We start from the raw sequence: 15,299 nt of genomic DNA, 5'->3' as shown, positions 1-15,299 counted from the left end.
ATTCGACCCCGGTCCGTTGTCGACGGGGTCGGTCGAATCACCCCACGGCCCACGCAATCAGTGCATACTGGCGTCGCCCCCCTCTCGGCCGAGACTCTCGGCTGCACTCGGGAGGCCCACGTGGACAACGACCGCATCTTCGGTGTCACGGCTTGGATCATCACGTTGGCCATCGCGGTGGTCGCCCCGCTGGCGGTGGTGCTCTACCTCCTGCTGTAGCTCCACCTGCCGCACGCCCGCCGGGGGCCACCCATGGCCAAACAGTTAGGAAAGCTTCCTTCCAGTCTTGACGACGTCCGGGCGGGGCCTTAAGTTTTCCCGCCACGCCCATCTGCGCTCCGGATGGCATGACCATGGCATGACCCCCAAAAACTGGAGACCCCCCATGCGAAGGACCAAGCCCCTCCTGCTCGGTTCCGCCAGCGCCGCGACCGCGGCGCTGCTGCTCGCCCTCACCCCGCAGCTCAGCGCCGGAGCCGGCGAGGACTCCGGCGCGAAGGCCCGCGACTCCCGCGGCACGACGACCGCCGCGCAGGCCGCCGCCCCGGCCGGCTCGCCCGTCGCCGAGAACGGCCGCCTCCAGGTCTGCGACACGACGCTGTGCAACCAGCAGGGCCAGGCCGTCCAGTTGAACGGCATGAGTTCGCACGGCACCCAGTGGTACGAGCAGTGCCTCACCGGCGGCTCCCTCGACGCGCTGGCGCAGGATTGGGACGCGGACGTGCTGCGCGTCTCCACGTACGTCCAGGAAGAGGGCTACGAGACCGACCCCGAGAAGTTCACGGAGATCGCGCAGCGCGTCGTCGACCAGGCGATCGAGCGCGGCATGTACGCCGTCATCGACTGGCACATGCTCAGTCCCGGCGACCCGAACGCCAATACCGAGCTCGCGAAGCGCTTCTTCACCGACATGGCGACCAGGTACGCCGACCAGCCCAACGTGTTCTACGAGATAGCCAACGAGCCCAACGGCGTCGGCTGGTCGTCGGTCAAGTCGTACGCCGAGGAGATCATCCCCGTCGTCCGGCAGCACGACCCGGACGGCGTCGTCCTCGTCGGCACCCGCGCGTGGTCCTCCTTCGGCGTCTCCGACGGCGCGGACGAGCGCGAGGTGATAGAGAACCCGGTCGACGCCGAGAACGTCATGTACACCTTCCACTTCTACGCCGCCTCGCACGGGGACGAGTACCTGCAGACGCTCTCCCGCGCCGCCGACGAACTCCCGGTGTTCGTCACCGAGTTCGGCACCCAGGACTACTCGGGCGACGGTGCGAACGACTTCACGATGGCGCAGCGGTACCTGGACCTCATGAAGGAGAAGGGCATCTCCTGGACCAACTGGAACTTCTCCGACGACCACCGCTCGGGCGCGGTGTTCAAGGAGGGCGCCTGCAACGGGAGCGAGTGGGCGGGCACCGGCGTGCTGAAGGAGGCCGGCGTCTGGATCCGGGAGCGCATCAAGGAGTGACGGCGCGGGCGCGCGAACACCGCGGGACCGGCCCGGAGCGGGCCGGTCCCGCGGTCGTTCCCCCACCTGGTCGGACGAGCTGTCCCGCCCCGCTGCTCCGCCCGCCCCCGTCAGCCGACGCTGATGTTGGAGTTGCCGCTGCTCTGGTAGCCCTCGGTGGCCATGATCATGTAGTACCTGAAATCGCCCAGGGTCATCCCGGCCCCGGACCAGGCGTCGAAGTGCGTGCCGGTGTTGATCGAACCGCCCACCCGCTTGGACCGGTTGACGCTCCAGAACTGCGGGAAGGTCTTGGTGCCCTCGACCGACGGCGCGTTGTAGCGCATCGTGTGGTAGATGTCGTACGTGACGCCGTCGCTGGTGACCGAGCCCCGGTTCTCGCCGGTGGGCCGGTAGGTGCCGTAGCTGTCGACGATGTAGTACTCGACGAGCGGGTTCGAGGTCCAGCCGTAGAGGCAGAGGTAGCCGTTGCCGGACGGGTTGAAGCTGCCGGAGTAGCCGACGGTGCGGCGGCTGCCGTTGCTCCAGCCCTTGCCGCAGACGAAGTTGCCGGTGTTGCCCCATGAGGTGCTGTAGTTGCCGCCGCTGTTCAGGTCCATCGAGACCGTGCCCTGCGAGTCGGTCCAGAACGAGTAGTAGAACCCGTTGTGGGTGCCCTCCTGGTTGGTCGTGATGGTCTCCGCGTGTGCGACTCCGGCGGGCAGGAGCGTCGCCGCGGACGCGCCGAGGACGACTGCGCCTGCGCCGCCGACGAAGTGTCGGCGGCTCACGCCGTGGGGGGTGCCGTTCGTTTTCATTCTTCCTCCTCGTGACGGCAGGCGGGAGAGCCTGCCGCTGGGCCAGGGTGGCGCCGAACGGGTCGTGCGCCAGTGTTGGACCGCCACGAGGGGGTGTCAACAGTTTCGACAGTGATTCCGAAACATTACTAAGCAGGGAACCAGGATCCGGTGCTCGTTCTTGCAGTTCACATGGTCGTCTTGGGATCCAGGGGGCGGATGTCTCGGTGATATCTCCGCAGTGAGATCAAATGTGCTGCCGAAAGGAGGCGAAAGTTTCGTAAATGGGTTCGGGATCAGCCGGTCAGTCGACCTGGTCGTGCCGGCCGAGGTAGCGGAACGCGCCGTCCCGGACCTCGTAGAGGAAGGCCGCCCTCTCCGGGTTGAGGAGGTGCAGCAGACCGCCGACGAAGCTGAGCGGCTTGGCGACCCCCGCGTGTTTCAGCTCGACGATCCGCTCGGCGACCTGGCCGGGCACGATGTCGGCGCTGCCGCCCAGCGCGTCGAGCGCGGCGGCGATCAGGTTCACGGCGTCGTACGCCTCGGCGGCCCACCGGGGCGGCGTTCCGTCGTAGCGCTCGCGGTACGCGGCCGTGAAGGCGCGGGCCGCCTCGGTCTTCTCCTGCCCCGCCGCCGTATACGGCGCGCCGAAGACCCAGCCCTCGGCCGCCTCGCCCGCCTCGCGCAGGAACGCCGGCCGCATCACCGGCTCGTACGACGTGCGCGGGCCGGCGAAGCCCGCTTCCGCGACCGCACGCGCGCACGCCCCCGCGCGCTCCGGGGAGGTGCCGGCGTAGACGACGGCCTCCGGCCGCGTCGCCACCGCCGCGGCGACGGCCGCGTCGAAGCCGGCCGAGGCGGCCACCGGGTGAAAGCCGATCTCGCCCTCCCCGGGCGGCGTTTCGCGCAGGGATTTCACGATCCCCCGGACCGTCTCGCCCCCGTCCCGGTCCTCCACCACGGCGGTGCGCACCACACCGCGCACCCGGGTCAGGTAGTCGAGAATCGGATGGTGGTGGTACGCACCCGGCAGCCTGGTGACGACGAGCGACCGGACATCGCTCGTGGACACCCCGGCCTCGTCGGTGTCGACCGACACGTCCACGGCCGGCATCGACTCCTCCCCGTACAGCGGCACCGCGGCGCGCAGGCTCTCGACCGTCGTCGGGCCGAGCACCGCGCTGACGGAGCGCTCGTCCAGCACCTGGCGCGCCACGTCCCGCGCCCGGCCTGCCTCGCCGCCGTCGTCGTACGGGACGAGGGAGAGCCGGAAGCGGGCGTCGTTACGGGCGTTGTGCCGGGCCACGGCCACCCGGGCGCCGCGCTCCTGGGCGACGCCGTCCGCTTTCTGCTCGCCCGTCAGGGCGGCGTGCAGGGCGATGGCGTGGGTGGGCAGCCCCGGTGCGGCGCCGCCGCCGTCGTCGTCGTCGGAGGAGCTGCCGCGGGTGGCGAAGAGCACGGCCGCGCCGGTGCCCGAGGCGGCCAGGGCGGCCGACGCGGAACCGCCGACGACGAGAAAGCGGCGGCGGGAAGGCGCGCTCCGGCCGGGCGCGGGGGCCGGGGTGGTCCCCTCCGGCGCCGGCGGCACGGCGTCGGCGCGGGCGGCGGGCTGCCGGGGCGGCGGGTCGAGCGCACGAGCGGACCGCTCGGCGACGAGCCGCAGCACGGGGGAGGGCAGCCAGTCACGCGGGTCCGCGGGCGGTACGGCGAAGGGTGCGGGGGCCGGGGCGGCCGGGGCGCCTGATGCGCGGTCGGCCGGAGCCCGGTCGCCGGGCCCGTCGTTGCCGGGGTGGGCGTCGTCGGGGTCGGCGTCGTCGGGCGCGGCGCCGTCCGGGTCGGCGTGGTCCGGCCCGGCGTCATCGGGGTGGTCCTCGGCGCGTACACCGGGTGGCCGCGGATCGCCGGTGCCGGCCGCCGCGCGGGAATCCGCGCCGGGCCGGTCCGCCGCGGATCCGTCCCCGCGGGCCGGCGCATCCCCCGTGCCGCCGCCCAGGGCCACGGCGGAGCGGTCTCCCGCGAGTTCGCCGGCCCCGCTCCGCCCGTCCGCGCCGCCGCCTCCGGGGGATCCAGCCGGGTCGTACGGCAGTGTCTCCGCGGACCCGGCGCCTTCGTCCCGTAGAACGCGGGTGGCGGCGTCCGGCGGCGGCGGTGTCGGAACGCGCGGGTCGACGGGCCCCGCGTCCGGTGGCGGCCCTGCGCCCAACCGGCCGTCCGCATCCGGCGCCGGCCCGGTCTCCGCCGGCGGTCTCGTGGCCGCCGGCGCGCCCGCGGCGCCCGTCTCCGCGGCCAGCGCCCTCGTCAACTCCGCCGCCGTGGGCCGGTCGTCGGGGTCCCTCGCCAGACAGTCCGCGACCGCCGTCCGCAGCCCCCGCGGCAGCCGATCCAGACCGGCCAGGTCCGGAGCCTCGTGCACCGTGCGGTACAGGACCGCGGCCGGGTTGCCCCTGCCGTACGGGCGCCGGCCCGTGGCCGCGTACGCCAGCACGCACCCCAGTGCGAACACGTCGCTCGCCGGCCCCGCCCGGCCGCGCGCGCGGATCTGCTCGGGCGCCAGGTAGCCGGGCGTGCCGACCACCGCGTCCGGCGCGGTCAGCGCCGTCGCCCCGGCGTCGTGCGCGATGCCGAAGTCGATGAGGCGCGGCCCGTCGAGGGTGAGCAGGACGTTACCCGGCTTGACGTCCCGGTGGACCAGCCCCGCCGCGTGCACCTCCGCGAGCGCTTCCGCCAGCCGCATGCCGAGCGCGGCGACGGCGTACCGCGGCAGCGGCCCGTACCCGTCCACCGCCTCCAGCAGCGCGGGACCGGGCACGAACGCCGTGGCCAGCCACGGCGCCCGGGCCTCGGTGTCGGCCGCGGTCACCGGCACCACCCAGCGGCCCGTCAGCCCCGTCGCCAGCCGCACCTCGCGCCGGAACCGGGCGCGGAAGGCCGGGTTCGCCGCGTGCTCGGGCCGGATGACCTTCAGCGCCACCAGCGTGCCGTCGCCGGTGCGGGCGAGGTAGACCACGCCCATGCCGCCCGCGCCGAGCCGGGCGAGCAGCCTGTGCCCGCCCAGCTCTTCCGGGTCGTCCGCGCGCAGCGGCCGCATCGTCCGTCCCTCCCGTCAGGAGTCGGGGAGCGACACCGGGCCGACGTAGCCGAACCGGCCGCCCTCAACCCGGTAGTGGTGGTACTTCCCCTGCTCGATCTGCTTGCTGTCGTCGAAGCTGTACGTGGTCGTCAGCCCCTCGAACCGGGCCGCCGCCAGGGACTCGGCCAGCGCGTCGCGCGTGGGTCTGCGCCCGCCCTTCCGGGCGAGGGCGGCCAGCCGGTCGGCGATCAGCCGGGTGACGTCGTACGCCTCCGCAGCCCCCGGCTCCGGCGCGGCGTCGAACCGCTTGCGGTACGCGGCGGCGAAGTCGCGTACGGGATCGGCGTCCGCGCCGACGTACGGGGTCACCGCCTGCCAGCCCTCCGCGGCGTCGGCCGCCGCGGTCGTGAACGGGCCGGTGGCCGCGGGCTCGTCGAGGAACCGGGGCCCGTCGAAGCCCCGCTCCGCCAGTTCGCGCGCGACCGCCGCGGCCCGCTCGGCCGTGCCGGTGTAGTAGAAGCTGTCGACGCCGTGGTCGAGGATGTCCGCCACGACCGGGCCGAGGGCGTCGGCGTCCGCGGCGGCGGGCACGACGCGCAGGTACAGCTCCAGCTGCATGTTGGCGGCCCCGTTGTGCGCGATGGCGCTGTGTTCCCAGCCGCGGACCGCGCCGGCCCGGTCGGCCAGCAGCCCCACATGCGTCGCACCCTGTTCGATGAGCGTGAACAAGGTGGTGAAGGAGGCTTCCGCGCCGAGGGCGGTGGTGTGGAAGTACGACTTCGGCGCCCCGGCCAGCGCCGCCTGCGGGGCGCTGAACGAGCCCTCGGAGACCGTGAGCAGCGGCATCCCCGCGCCCTCGTAGACGTCCAGCGCCGCCTGGGTGGAGGCGTACCCGGTGGGCCCGAGGACGGCGAGCACCGCACGGTCGCCGGTCAGCCGCCGGGCCACGCTCAGCGCCCGGGCCGGTTCGCCACGGTCGTCGGCGACCGCCAGCTCCAGCGTGAACGGCTTCTTCTCCCGGGCGTTGAACTGCTCCACCGCGAGCCGGGCCGCCTGCTCCTGCGCCGTGCCGGCGGTCCGCTGCGGGCCCGTCAGGTCCGCGTGCAGGCCGATGGTCCGGCGCGGTCCCTCGGCCTTCGCGGGCGGATCGCCGTCGTCACGCAGCGCCGCCCACAGCCCGGCACCGCCGCCGGCGGCGAGGAGCACCGCTCCGCCGCCGGCCAGCGCGAGGACCCGGCGGCGGCCGGGGCCGCCCGGGCCGGCGGCGCCGCCGGGCACGGTGGTGTCCGTGCCGCCGGCGGACCCGGCGGTGTCCGCGTCGCCGGCGCCCTCCGTGCCGTCCGCCTTCCCGTCCGGCGCCTCTGTGACCACGGTGGGCTCGACGCCGGGCAGCCGCAGCATCTCCGCCGACCGCTCGGCGACCATCCGTACCACCGCGTCCGGCAGCCAGTCGATGTCGCCCTCGGGCGCCTCCTCGGCCAGCTCCGCGTCCACCCCGGCCGCGGTGGGCCGCTCACCGGGCTCCTTGGCCAGGCACCGGACGAGCAGCGCCCGCAGCCCCACGTCCGCGACGCCGTCCAGGTCCGGCTCGTCGTGCACCGTGCGGTACAGCAGCGCGTCCGCGGCGCCGGTGCCGAACGGCGGCCGGCCGGTGGCCGCGTACGCCAGCACGCAGCCCAGCGAGAAGACGTCGCTCGCCGGCCCGACCTGCCCCGCCCGCGCCTGCTCGGGGGAGAGGAAGCCGGGCGTGCCGACGACCATGCTGTCCGACGTCAGCTCCGTCTCCTCGGCCGCCGTGGGCCGGGCGATGCCGAAGTCGATGAGCCGCGGCCCGTCGAGCGCGAGCAGGACGTTGCCGGGCTTGAGGTCGCGGTGGACCAGGCCGGCGTCGTGCACCGCGGCCACGGCGCGCGCGAGCACCTTGCCCAGCACCTGCACGCCGTGGTCCGGCAGTGGGCCGCACGCGGTGACCGCCTCGGCCAGCGACGGGCCCGGCACGAACGCCGTCGCCAGCCACGGCGCCTCGGCCTCGGTGTCGGCGCCGAGCACGGGCACCACGTACGGGCTGGTGACCCGGCGGGCGGACGCCGCCTCGCGGCGGAAGCGGGCCCGGAATTCGGGCTGTTCGGCGTACTCGGGCTGGATGACCTTCACCGCGGCCGGCGCCCCGGCCCCGGTGCGGGCGAGGTAGACCACGCCCATGCCGCCGGCGCCGAGGCGGCCCAGCAGCCGGTTCCCGCCCAGGTGCGCGGGGTCGGAGGGCAGCAACCGCTCCATCACGCGCCCCCGTTCCGACCGGCGGCCACGGGGCTGCGGCCCGCGGAGCCGTCTGGGTCGGCGGTGTTTCCGTCGCCGTCCCCGCCGCCGTCGCCCTCAGGGGCGATGCCGTCCTCGGCCGCCAGCATCATCCTGATCAGGGGCTCGGTGGTCAGCTCGCGCACTTCCTCGGCGGAGTGCTTCTCCCCGCCGCAAGCGGACACGGCGACGACCACCGGGCCGAACGTCGACTGGTCCCACGAGTACGGGTACGGCCCGCCCCGGCTGTCGCTGACGCACTCGCCGATCTCGGTAAGCGAATCGTCGCTGGTCTCGTTGGCGCCCTCGCCGCGCGCGAGCGCCATCGACGTCAGGCCCGTCAGCCGCTCACCCGCCCGCAGCGTCTGCTCCGGGCAGCCGACGGCCTCCTCCAGCATCCGCGCCTGCTCCCACGCCGCGTCCAGCGTCGTGCGGTGCACGGTCACCGTGGCGGACATCTCGATGGACCCCTTGCCGTCCGCCGCGGGCACCTCAAGGTAGCGGGTGCGGGTGGCCAGCACGTCGTCCGGCAGGTCCTCCGTACGCCAGGAGCAGTTCTCGCCGAGCACGGTCCAGCGCGCCGGGTCGCTCTCGTACGGCGTCGCCCGCACCGCCTCCGGCCCGAACTGCTCCGGCCCGGCGATGATGTCGGCGATCAGCTGCCGCGCCTGCGCCGCGGTGCGCGGGACCCGCTCCGGGTCCGGCGTCGGCGCCTTCGACGGCGCCGCGCCGCCGCCGTCCCCCGCGTTCGCGCTCGCGCTCGGGTCCGCGGTCCCCTTCGCCCCCGGCTCACTCCCACTGTCACAAGCCGTCGCGCCGCCCGCGAGCAGCATTCCGAGCAACGCCGCCGGGACACCCCAGCCGCGTACTCGACTTCCGTACGCCACGAACCCCACCCCAGTCCTCCCCGGCCAACCCGTGTCCGACGACCGAGCGTCACGAGGCGGCCACCCCCGACGTCGACCCGAACTCTACAAGGGGCGCGGGCTACCGGCCCCGCCCACAATGACGTCGCCGTTTCCGGGAGGGGTCCCGAACGTTGGCCGTACGGGAACGCTGTGACCACCGCCGGGCGCACGACCGCATAGAGCCACGCTCCGCCGCCGTCGCGCCCGTCCACGCCGGCGTGACACTCACCGTCCGCCCCGGCACCCCGCACCCACCGCCCCCGGCCGGGTGACGCGCCCCCGCACCCTGCGACCCCGCCGCGTCCCGCCCCCGGGGGTAACCGTCGGCGGGCCGCCTCCGTGGCGGGGCACGTCCCGCGCATGCTGGGGGGATGCCCGTCGCCACGTTCGTCTCGTCCCGGTGGTTCGTGGCGACCCTCTTCGTCGTCATCACGCTCGCCGACCTCGTGACCACCGAGGGGGAGTCGCTCGGCGCGCTGTTCTCCGTCATCCCCGTGCTGGTCGCGGTGAACGGCGGGCGGGTCGCCGTCATCGCCGCCGGGGCCCTCGGGGTGACCCTGGCCGGGCTGCTCAGCTGGTACGACGACGACTTCGCGACCGCCCAGTTCTTCGCCCGGTTCATCGCCGTCATCGGCGCCACCGTGCTCGGGCTCGTCGTCCAGGCCGTGCGTGTCGACCGCGAAACACGGCTCGCGCGGGCGCAGCGGATCGCGGACGTGGTGCAGCGGGTGCTGCTGCCGGTGCCGCCCACCCGCGTCGGGCCCTTCGCCGTCGCCGCCAGCTACGCGTCCGCCGCGCGCGACGCGCAGGTCGGCGGTGACCTGTACGACGTCGTGGACACCGGCTCGGGCGTGCGGGCCGTGATCGGTGACGTACGCGGCAAGGGGCTGCCGGCCGTACGCATCAGCGGCAGGGCGCTCGGCGTCTTCCGCGCCGTCGCGTACGACGAGCGGGATCTGCCGCGGATCGCCCGCCGGATGGAGTACAGCGTGCTGCGCGAGGCGGGGCCGGAGGACTTCGTGACGGCGCTGCTGGTGGAGGTCACCCTGCAGGGCCGCTGCACCCTGCTGTCGTTCGGACATCCGCCGCCGCTGGTGCGTACCGCCGCGGGGGAGGTGCGCGAGGCCCCGCTCGCCTCCCACCCGCCGCTGGGCCTCGGCCTGGCACGTCCCGCGGCACCCGGGGCCGCCGGGGCGGCGGAACCGGCCGGCGGCGACTCGGCACCCCGCGACGACGGCGCCCCGGACGACCCCGACGGCCCCGGCGCTTCCGGCGGACCCCGAAACCCCGGCGCCGTCGCGCCCGCCACCGACCCCGCCGTCGACCCCCTCGCCGCCGCACCCGGCGGCGCCCGCGTGCGGACCACCGAGCTGACCCTCGCACCCGGCGACGAACTGCTCCTCGTCACCGACGGCGCCCTGGAGGCCCGCAACGCCGCCGGCGAGTTCTACCCCCTGGCCCCGCGCTACGCCGCCTGCCCCGGCCCCGCCGACGACCCGCCCGTCGTCGTGCTCGCGGCGCTCGCCGCCGACATGCGCGCCTACAGCGGCGGGGCACTCGACGACGACTCCGCGCTCGTGCTGCTGCGCTACGCGCCGCCGCCGGGCGACCGCTCATCCTCCGCCGGCGCCGTCCCGCCCCGCTGAGCCGACAGCCGCGGCACCTCGGCCGCCGCGCCCTCCCGGCTCGCGTCCGGCTCCGCCTCGTTCGCGTACGTCTCCGCGCCCGGGTCCGCGCCCGAGTCCTCGCCCGCACCGCCTGCCGCGTCGTCCTGCTCCGCTCCACCTGCCGCCGCCGGTGCCGCCTTCCGCTCCGCCCGCCTGGCCTCCCGCCACTCCGTCACCCGCAGCGCGATCGGTTCCGTGTAGCGGGCCGCCAGCGGCCCGACGACCACCAGCACCAGCACGTACGCGGTGGCCAGCGGCCCCAGGTCCGGTTCGACGCCGGCGGTGACCGCGATCCCCGCGATGACGATGGAGAACTCGCCGCGCGCCACGAGTGCGCCGCCCGCCCGCCAGCGGCCCTTCACCGAGATCCCGGCGCGCTTCGCCGCCCAGTACCCCGTCGCGATCTTCGTCAGCGCCGTCACGATCGCCAGCGCCAGCGCCGGCAGGATCACCGGCGGGATCGACTCGGGGTCGGTGTGCAGGCCGAAGAAGACGAAGAACACCGCGGCGAAGAGGTCCCGCAGCGGACTGAGCAGGCTGTGCGCGCCCTCGGCGACCTCGCCCGACAGGGCGATGCCCACCAGGAACGCGCCCACCGCCGCCGACACCTGGAGCTGCTGCGCCAGTCCGGCGACCAGCAGTGTCAGGCCGAGGACGACGAGCAGCAGCTTCTCGGGGTCGTCGCTGGAGACGAAGCGGGATATCAGCCGCCCGTAGCGGACCGCGGCGAACAGCACCGCCCCCGCCACCCCGAGCGCGATGGCCAGCGTGGCGCTGCCCTGCGCGACGCCGACCCCGGCGACCAGCGCCGTGACGATCGGCAGGTACACCGCCATCGCCAGGTCCTCCAGGACCAGCACGCTCAGGATCACCGGCGTCTCGCGGTTGCCGAGCCGGCCGAGGTCGCCGAGGACCTTGGCGATGACGCCGGAGGAGGAGATCCAGGTGACGCCGGCCAGCACCACGGCGGCGACCGGGCCCCAGCCGAGCAGCAGCGCCATCACCGCACCCGGCAGCGCGTTGCACGTGAAGTCGACCAGCCCGGCCGGGTACTGGGTCTTGAGGTTCGAGACCAGGTCGCTGGCCGTGTACTCCAGGCCGAGCATGAGCAGCAGCAGGATGACGCCGATCTCGGCGCCGATCGCCACGAAGTCCTCGCTGGCGCCGAGCGGCAGCAGCCCGCCCTCGCCGAAGGCGAGTCCGGCCAGGAGGTACAGGGGGATGGGGGAGAACTGGAAGCGGCCCGCGAACCGCCCGAGCAGACCGAGTCCGAGGATGATCGCACCGAACTCGATGAGGAAGACCGCGTAGGAGTGCAAGCGCTCACTCCCGCCCGAGCAGCGCCGCTGCCGCCTCGATGCCCTCGCGGGTGCCGATGACGATCAGCGTGTCGCCGCCGGCGAACCGGAAGTCCGGTGTGGGTGACGGGATGGCCTCCGCGCGCCGCAGCACGGCCACGATCGACGCCCCCGTCTCGGTACGTATCCGCGTCTCGCCCAGCACCCGGCCGTTCCAGTACGACGTGGCCGACAGCTCGACGCGCTCGGCGACCAGCCCCAGGTCGGTGGTGTGCAGCAGGTTCGGGCTGTGGTGCGAGGGCATCAGCGCGTCGATCAGTGCCGCCGTCTCGGCCCCGTTCAGGTGCAGCGACTGCGCGCACGCGTCCGGGTCGTCGGAGCGGTAGACGTTGATCGACCGGGTGCCGTCCCGGTGGGCGATCACCGACAGGTGCTTCTTCTGTGCACGCGTGGTGAGGTCGTATTTCACGCCGATACCCGGCAGCGGCGTGGTGCTCATCCGTGGAGCAGGCACGGCCTGTCCCCCTTTCCGGCTTCCGGCTTGTGTGTCGCGCGTCCGCGGTCCCGGGTTCGGGCAGCCGATCCTCCGCGCGGTCCAGCTGACATCGTGCCATCCCGGCGTACGGCGAGAACGCGGGTGTCAGCCCGCCCCCGGAGTCAGGCCGTCGCCGGCGCCGCGCGCCCCGGCGTCAGGGCCCCCGCGACCGCCGCCGATACCGCCGCCGTGACGGCCGCCACGGCGAACGCCTCCGTAAACCCCTCCAGCGTGCTGCCGACGAGGCTCGCCGCCGCCACGCTGGAGACCACCGCGGCGCCCAGCGAGGCGCCGAACTCGTGGAAGGTGCTCACGATGCCGGACGCGATCCCCGCCTCGTGCGGCGCCACCCGCCCCAGCGCCGTCGCCGAGGCGACCACGAACATCGCGCCCGTGCCCAGCGCCGCGACGGTCACCCCGACCGCGACCGTCACCGGCCGCATCGAGATCGCCGGCACCGCGAGTCCGGCCGCCGCGGCGGTCAGCGCGGCGATGGCCGGCGTCCGCGCACCCGTCCGCCCGATCAGCCGGCCCGTCAGGTCGGCGCCCACCATGGCGGCGAACGCGACCGGCAGGAACAGCAGCCCGGTGTGCAGCGCCCCGTACCCCCGGGCGTGCTGGTAGTAGAACGTGCCCAGGAAGAACACCGCCACCATCAGCGCCGTCGCCATGAGGATGAGGAACGCGCCGGTGGCCACCGGCCGCCGGGCCAGCAGCCGCACGTCTATCAGCGGGGAGCGGGCGCGCCGCTGCCAGACCGTGAACAGCAGGTAGCCGACGGCCGCGAGCAGCACGAGCCCGGCGGTACGGGCCGTGAGCCAGCCGCGTTCGCCGGCGTCGATGAGCCCGTAGATCAGCGTTGCCGTCGACGCGGTCACCAGCGCCGCGCCCAGCAGGTCCAGCCGCGTCCGCTCCGCGGGCGCGGGTCGGGCCGGGAGCAGCACGGCGAGCACGGCGACGATGACGAGCCCGATGGGCACGTTGACGTAGAAGACCCATGGCCAGCCGGGGCCCGCGGTCAGTAGCCCGCCGAGGAGGACGCCGAGCGCCGCCCCGCCGCCGCCGAGTGCGGACCAGATGCCCAGGGCCTTGTTCCGCTCCTCGCCCTCGAAGAGCGTCACCACCAGCGACAGGGCCGCGGGCGACAGCAGCGCCGCACCGGCGCCCTGCGCGATGCGCCCGCCGACCAGCGTGCCGCCCGACTCCGCGAGCCCGGTCGTGAGGGACGCCGCGGTGAAGACCAGCAGCCCGGCGAGCACCACGCGCTTCGGCCCCACCAGGTCCGCGATCCGCCCGCCGAGCAGCATCAGCCCGCCGAACGTCAGCGTGTACGCGCTGACCGTCCACGTCAGCGCCTCGCGGCCGAGCCCGAGGTCGGCCCCGATGTGCGGGAGCGCGATGGCCACCACCGTGACGTCGAGGATCAGCATGAGCTGCGCGATCCCGAGGAAGCCGAGGATGCGCCAGCGGGCGGGGTGCCGCCCTTCCTTCGTCGGTTGCCCGACCTCGTCGTGCGAAGCCATCAGTGCCCTTCCGATATCTCGTACGTTGATGTACGAGGTCTAACGGAGGACTGTAACGCAAACATTCCCGTACGAGTTAGGCTGGGGACCGTGACCGCCTCCCCCCGCCCCGGCGCGCGCCCGCGCCGCCGGGCCGACGCCGAGCGCAGCATCGCCCGCATCGTCGCCGCCGCCCGCGAGCGGCTGTGCGCCGATCCGAGCGCGACGACCGACGACATCGCCAAGGCGGCGGGCGTGGGGCGGATGACCCTCTACGGGCACTTCAAGACCCGGGTCGAGTTGGTCGACGCCGCGCTCCGGGACGCGGTCGAGGACGGCGACCGGACCCTGGCCGCCGTGGACCTGACGGGCGACGCGTACGAGGCGATGCACCGGCTGCTGGTCTCCAGCTGGGGGCTCGTCGCCGAGTCCGCCGCGCTGCTGACCGCCGCCCAGGGCGTGCTGCCGGCCGGGCGGGTACGGGAACTGCACGCCGGCCCGGCCGCGCGCGTCGACGAACTCGTGCGCCGCGGCCAGGACCAGGGCGTCTTCCGTGTCGACATGCCGACCGCCTGGCTAGTCGGCGTCGCACAGCACATCCTGCACGGCGCCGCCGAGGAGATCCGCGCCGGTCGGCTGGAGATGGCGCCGGACGGGGTCTCCGACGTGGTCACGAAGTCGGTGCTGGCGGTGCTGGCGGCACCACCCGCGGCCGGCCCGTAGCCTGCGAAGACCCCGCCGCGCATAGCGGGTGGCCCCTGCTACCCGGCGCTTACTGGGTGTTGAGGCCGAAGAACGCGATGGCGCGCTCAGCCATGCCGGACATCGGCAGCGAGTGGCCCACGCCCTGCAGGCTGACCGCCTCCACCGGTGCCTGCTCGCCCGTGCCGCCGTAGCGGGTGCGGGTCCAGCCGGACTGCGGGCTGTCGGTCATGGACGGGGTCTGGCTCACGCCGTGGACGTCGGTCCACTGCTTGATCTCCTCCTGGAAGTTGGGGTAGCGCAAGGTGCTGTCCTCGGTGCCGTGCCACACCTGCATGCGTGGGCGCGGGCCGCTGTAGCCCGGGTAGGCGCCGCGCACCAGGTCGCCCCACTCCTGGGGGCTGCGGACGATCTGGCCGTCGGCGCAGGCGCTGTTCCAGCCCGAGCCGTCGGTGGTGGCGAAGCAGCCGAACGGCACGCCGCTGAACGCCGAGCCCGCCCGGAACACGTCGGGGTAGTTGCCGAGCAGGACGTTGGTCATCATCGCGCCGGACGAGGCGCCGGTGACGAACGTCCGGTTCGGGTCGGCGCCGTGGTTGGTGCGCACGTACTGCACCATCGAGTGGATGCCGACCGGGTCGCTGCCGCCGTCGCGGCGCAGCGCCTGCGGCGAGGAGACGTCGAAGCACTGGCCGCTGCGGGTGGCGGACGGGTAGACGACGATGAAGCCGTAGCGGTCGGCCAGCTGGGCGAACTCGGTGCCCGAGTAGAACGCGGGGCCCGAGCCCGTGCAGTAGTGGACGGCCACGAGCACGGCGGGCTGCGGCCGCACGTTGTCCGGAACGTAGAGGTGCATGCGCAGGTTGCTGGGGTTGCTGCCGAAGTTCGTCACCTCCTGGAGGGTCGCCGCGGACGCCCGGGGCGGCGCGCTGAGCGACAGCGCGGCGAGGAGCGCGAGAACGCAGCCGAGGAGCGCGGCGTGCAGCGGGCGCGCCCGGCGGCGGGTGGGGGGTGGTGGTGCGGCTGCGGCTTGGGTTTCGGCTTGGGTTGCGGCTCTGGTGAACATGTCCATGCCCTT

11 protein-coding genes are annotated in these 15,299 nt (G+C 74.4%); 3 read left to right on the top strand and 8 right to left on the bottom strand.

Going from position 1 to position 15,299, the window contains the following annotated elements:
- Nucleotides 1-385 precede the first annotated feature (385 nt).
- Nucleotides 386-1,468 (top strand): glycoside hydrolase family 5 protein, encoded by a 1,083-nt coding sequence (locus tag T328_RS08550; RefSeq protein ID WP_496495292.1) that lies wholly within the window; start codon nucleotides 386-388, stop codon nucleotides 1,466-1,468.
- A 110-nt stretch (nucleotides 1,469-1,578) separates the two neighbouring features.
- Here T328_RS08550 and T328_RS08545 read toward each other — a convergent pair whose 3' ends face one another.
- From T328_RS08545 to T328_RS08530, 4 genes are all read right to left on the bottom strand, one after another.
- Nucleotides 1,579-2,265 carry a glycoside hydrolase family 11 protein gene (locus T328_RS08545; RefSeq protein WP_496495291.1) on the bottom strand — a complete coding sequence of 229 codons (687 nt, stop codon included), beginning with the start codon at nucleotides 2,263-2,265 and terminating at the stop codon, nucleotides 1,579-1,581.
- 283 nt (nucleotides 2,266-2,548) lie between these two features.
- Nucleotides 2,549-5,332 carry a protein kinase domain-containing protein gene (locus T328_RS08540; protein ID WP_496495290.1) on the bottom strand — a complete coding sequence of 928 codons (2,784 nt, stop codon included), beginning with the start codon at nucleotides 5,330-5,332 and terminating at the stop codon, nucleotides 2,549-2,551.
- Between the two features lie 15 nt (nucleotides 5,333-5,347).
- A complete protein-coding gene (locus T328_RS08535; protein ID WP_496495289.1) occupies nucleotides 5,348-7,591 on the bottom strand; it encodes a bifunctional serine/threonine-protein kinase/ABC transporter substrate-binding protein in 2,244 nt (747 codons plus the stop codon).
- A complete protein-coding gene (locus tag T328_RS08530) occupies nucleotides 7,591-8,505 on the bottom strand; it encodes a hypothetical protein (RefSeq protein WP_496495288.1) in 915 nt (304 codons plus the stop codon). The genes T328_RS08535 and T328_RS08530 overlap by 1 nt, the downstream gene beginning before the upstream one ends.
- 383 nt (nucleotides 8,506-8,888) lie before the next feature.
- Between T328_RS08530 and T328_RS08525 the strand changes: the two genes are divergently transcribed.
- Nucleotides 8,889-10,163, top strand: coding sequence for a PP2C family protein-serine/threonine phosphatase (locus T328_RS08525; RefSeq protein ID WP_496495287.1), 1,275 nt, complete (start codon nucleotides 8,889-8,891; stop codon nucleotides 10,161-10,163).
- Here the strand turns inward: T328_RS08525 and T328_RS08520 are convergent.
- From T328_RS08520 to T328_RS08510, 3 genes are all read right to left on the bottom strand, one after another.
- The gene (locus T328_RS08520) at nucleotides 10,106-11,503 is read right to left on the bottom strand and encodes a cation:proton antiporter (protein ID WP_496495286.1); all 1,398 of its coding nucleotides are present in this window, start codon (nucleotides 11,501-11,503) and stop codon (nucleotides 10,106-10,108) included. The two genes, T328_RS08525 and T328_RS08520, sit on opposite strands and share 58 nt — an antisense overlap.
- Nucleotides 11,504-11,507: 4 nt before the next feature.
- On the bottom strand, nucleotides 11,508-11,981 hold the full coding sequence (locus tag T328_RS08515) for a cation:proton antiporter regulatory subunit (RefSeq protein WP_026276345.1): 474 nt from the start codon (nucleotides 11,979-11,981) through the stop codon (nucleotides 11,508-11,510).
- Nucleotides 11,982-12,139: 158 nt separating this feature from the next.
- Entirely contained in the window at nucleotides 12,140-13,540 is a 1,401-nt protein-coding gene (locus T328_RS08510; RefSeq protein WP_496495285.1) for an MFS transporter, read from the bottom strand.
- 90 nt (nucleotides 13,541-13,630) lie between these two features.
- On the opposite strand from T328_RS08510, the gene T328_RS08505 reads away from it, so the two are divergent.
- Nucleotides 13,631-14,242 (top strand): TetR/AcrR family transcriptional regulator, encoded by a 612-nt coding sequence (locus tag T328_RS08505; RefSeq protein ID WP_496495284.1) that lies wholly within the window; start codon nucleotides 13,631-13,633, stop codon nucleotides 14,240-14,242.
- A 49-nt stretch (nucleotides 14,243-14,291) separates the two neighbouring features.
- Here the strand turns inward: T328_RS08505 and T328_RS08500 are convergent, their stop codons facing one another.
- On the bottom strand, nucleotides 14,292-15,287 hold the full coding sequence (locus tag T328_RS08500) for an extracellular catalytic domain type 1 short-chain-length polyhydroxyalkanoate depolymerase (RefSeq protein WP_496495283.1): 996 nt from the start codon (nucleotides 15,285-15,287) through the stop codon (nucleotides 14,292-14,294).
- Nucleotides 15,288-15,299: the final 12 nt, after the last annotated feature.

Source organism: Streptomyces sp. CNX435, from assembly GCF_059570575.1.
The sequence above is the reverse complement of the archived record's forward strand: the minus strand, read 5'-3'. Positions and strand labels throughout refer to the sequence as shown.

Coding starts and splice junctions, on each gene's coding strand:
- T328_RS08550 (WP_496495292.1), top strand. CDS start 386: ATGCGAAGGACCAAGCCCCTCCTGCTCGGTTCCGCCAGCGCCGCGACC.
- T328_RS08545 (WP_496495291.1), bottom strand. CDS start 2,265: ATGAAAACGAACGGCACCCCCCACGGCGTGAGCCGCCGACACTTCGTC.
- T328_RS08540 (WP_496495290.1), bottom strand. CDS start 5,332: ATGCGGCCGCTGCGCGCGGACGACCCGGAAGAGCTGGGCGGGCACAGG.
- T328_RS08535 (WP_496495289.1), bottom strand. CDS start 7,591: ATGGAGCGGTTGCTGCCCTCCGACCCCGCGCACCTGGGCGGGAACCGG.
- T328_RS08525 (WP_496495287.1), top strand. CDS start 8,889: ATGCCCGTCGCCACGTTCGTCTCGTCCCGGTGGTTCGTGGCGACCCTC.
- T328_RS08515 (WP_026276345.1), bottom strand. CDS start 11,981: ATGAGCACCACGCCGCTGCCGGGTATCGGCGTGAAATACGACCTCACC.
- T328_RS08510 (WP_496495285.1), bottom strand. CDS start 13,540: ATGGCTTCGCACGACGAGGTCGGGCAACCGACGAAGGAAGGGCGGCAC.
- T328_RS08500 (WP_496495283.1), bottom strand. CDS start 15,287: ATGTTCACCAGAGCCGCAACCCAAGCCGAAACCCAAGCCGCAGCCGCA.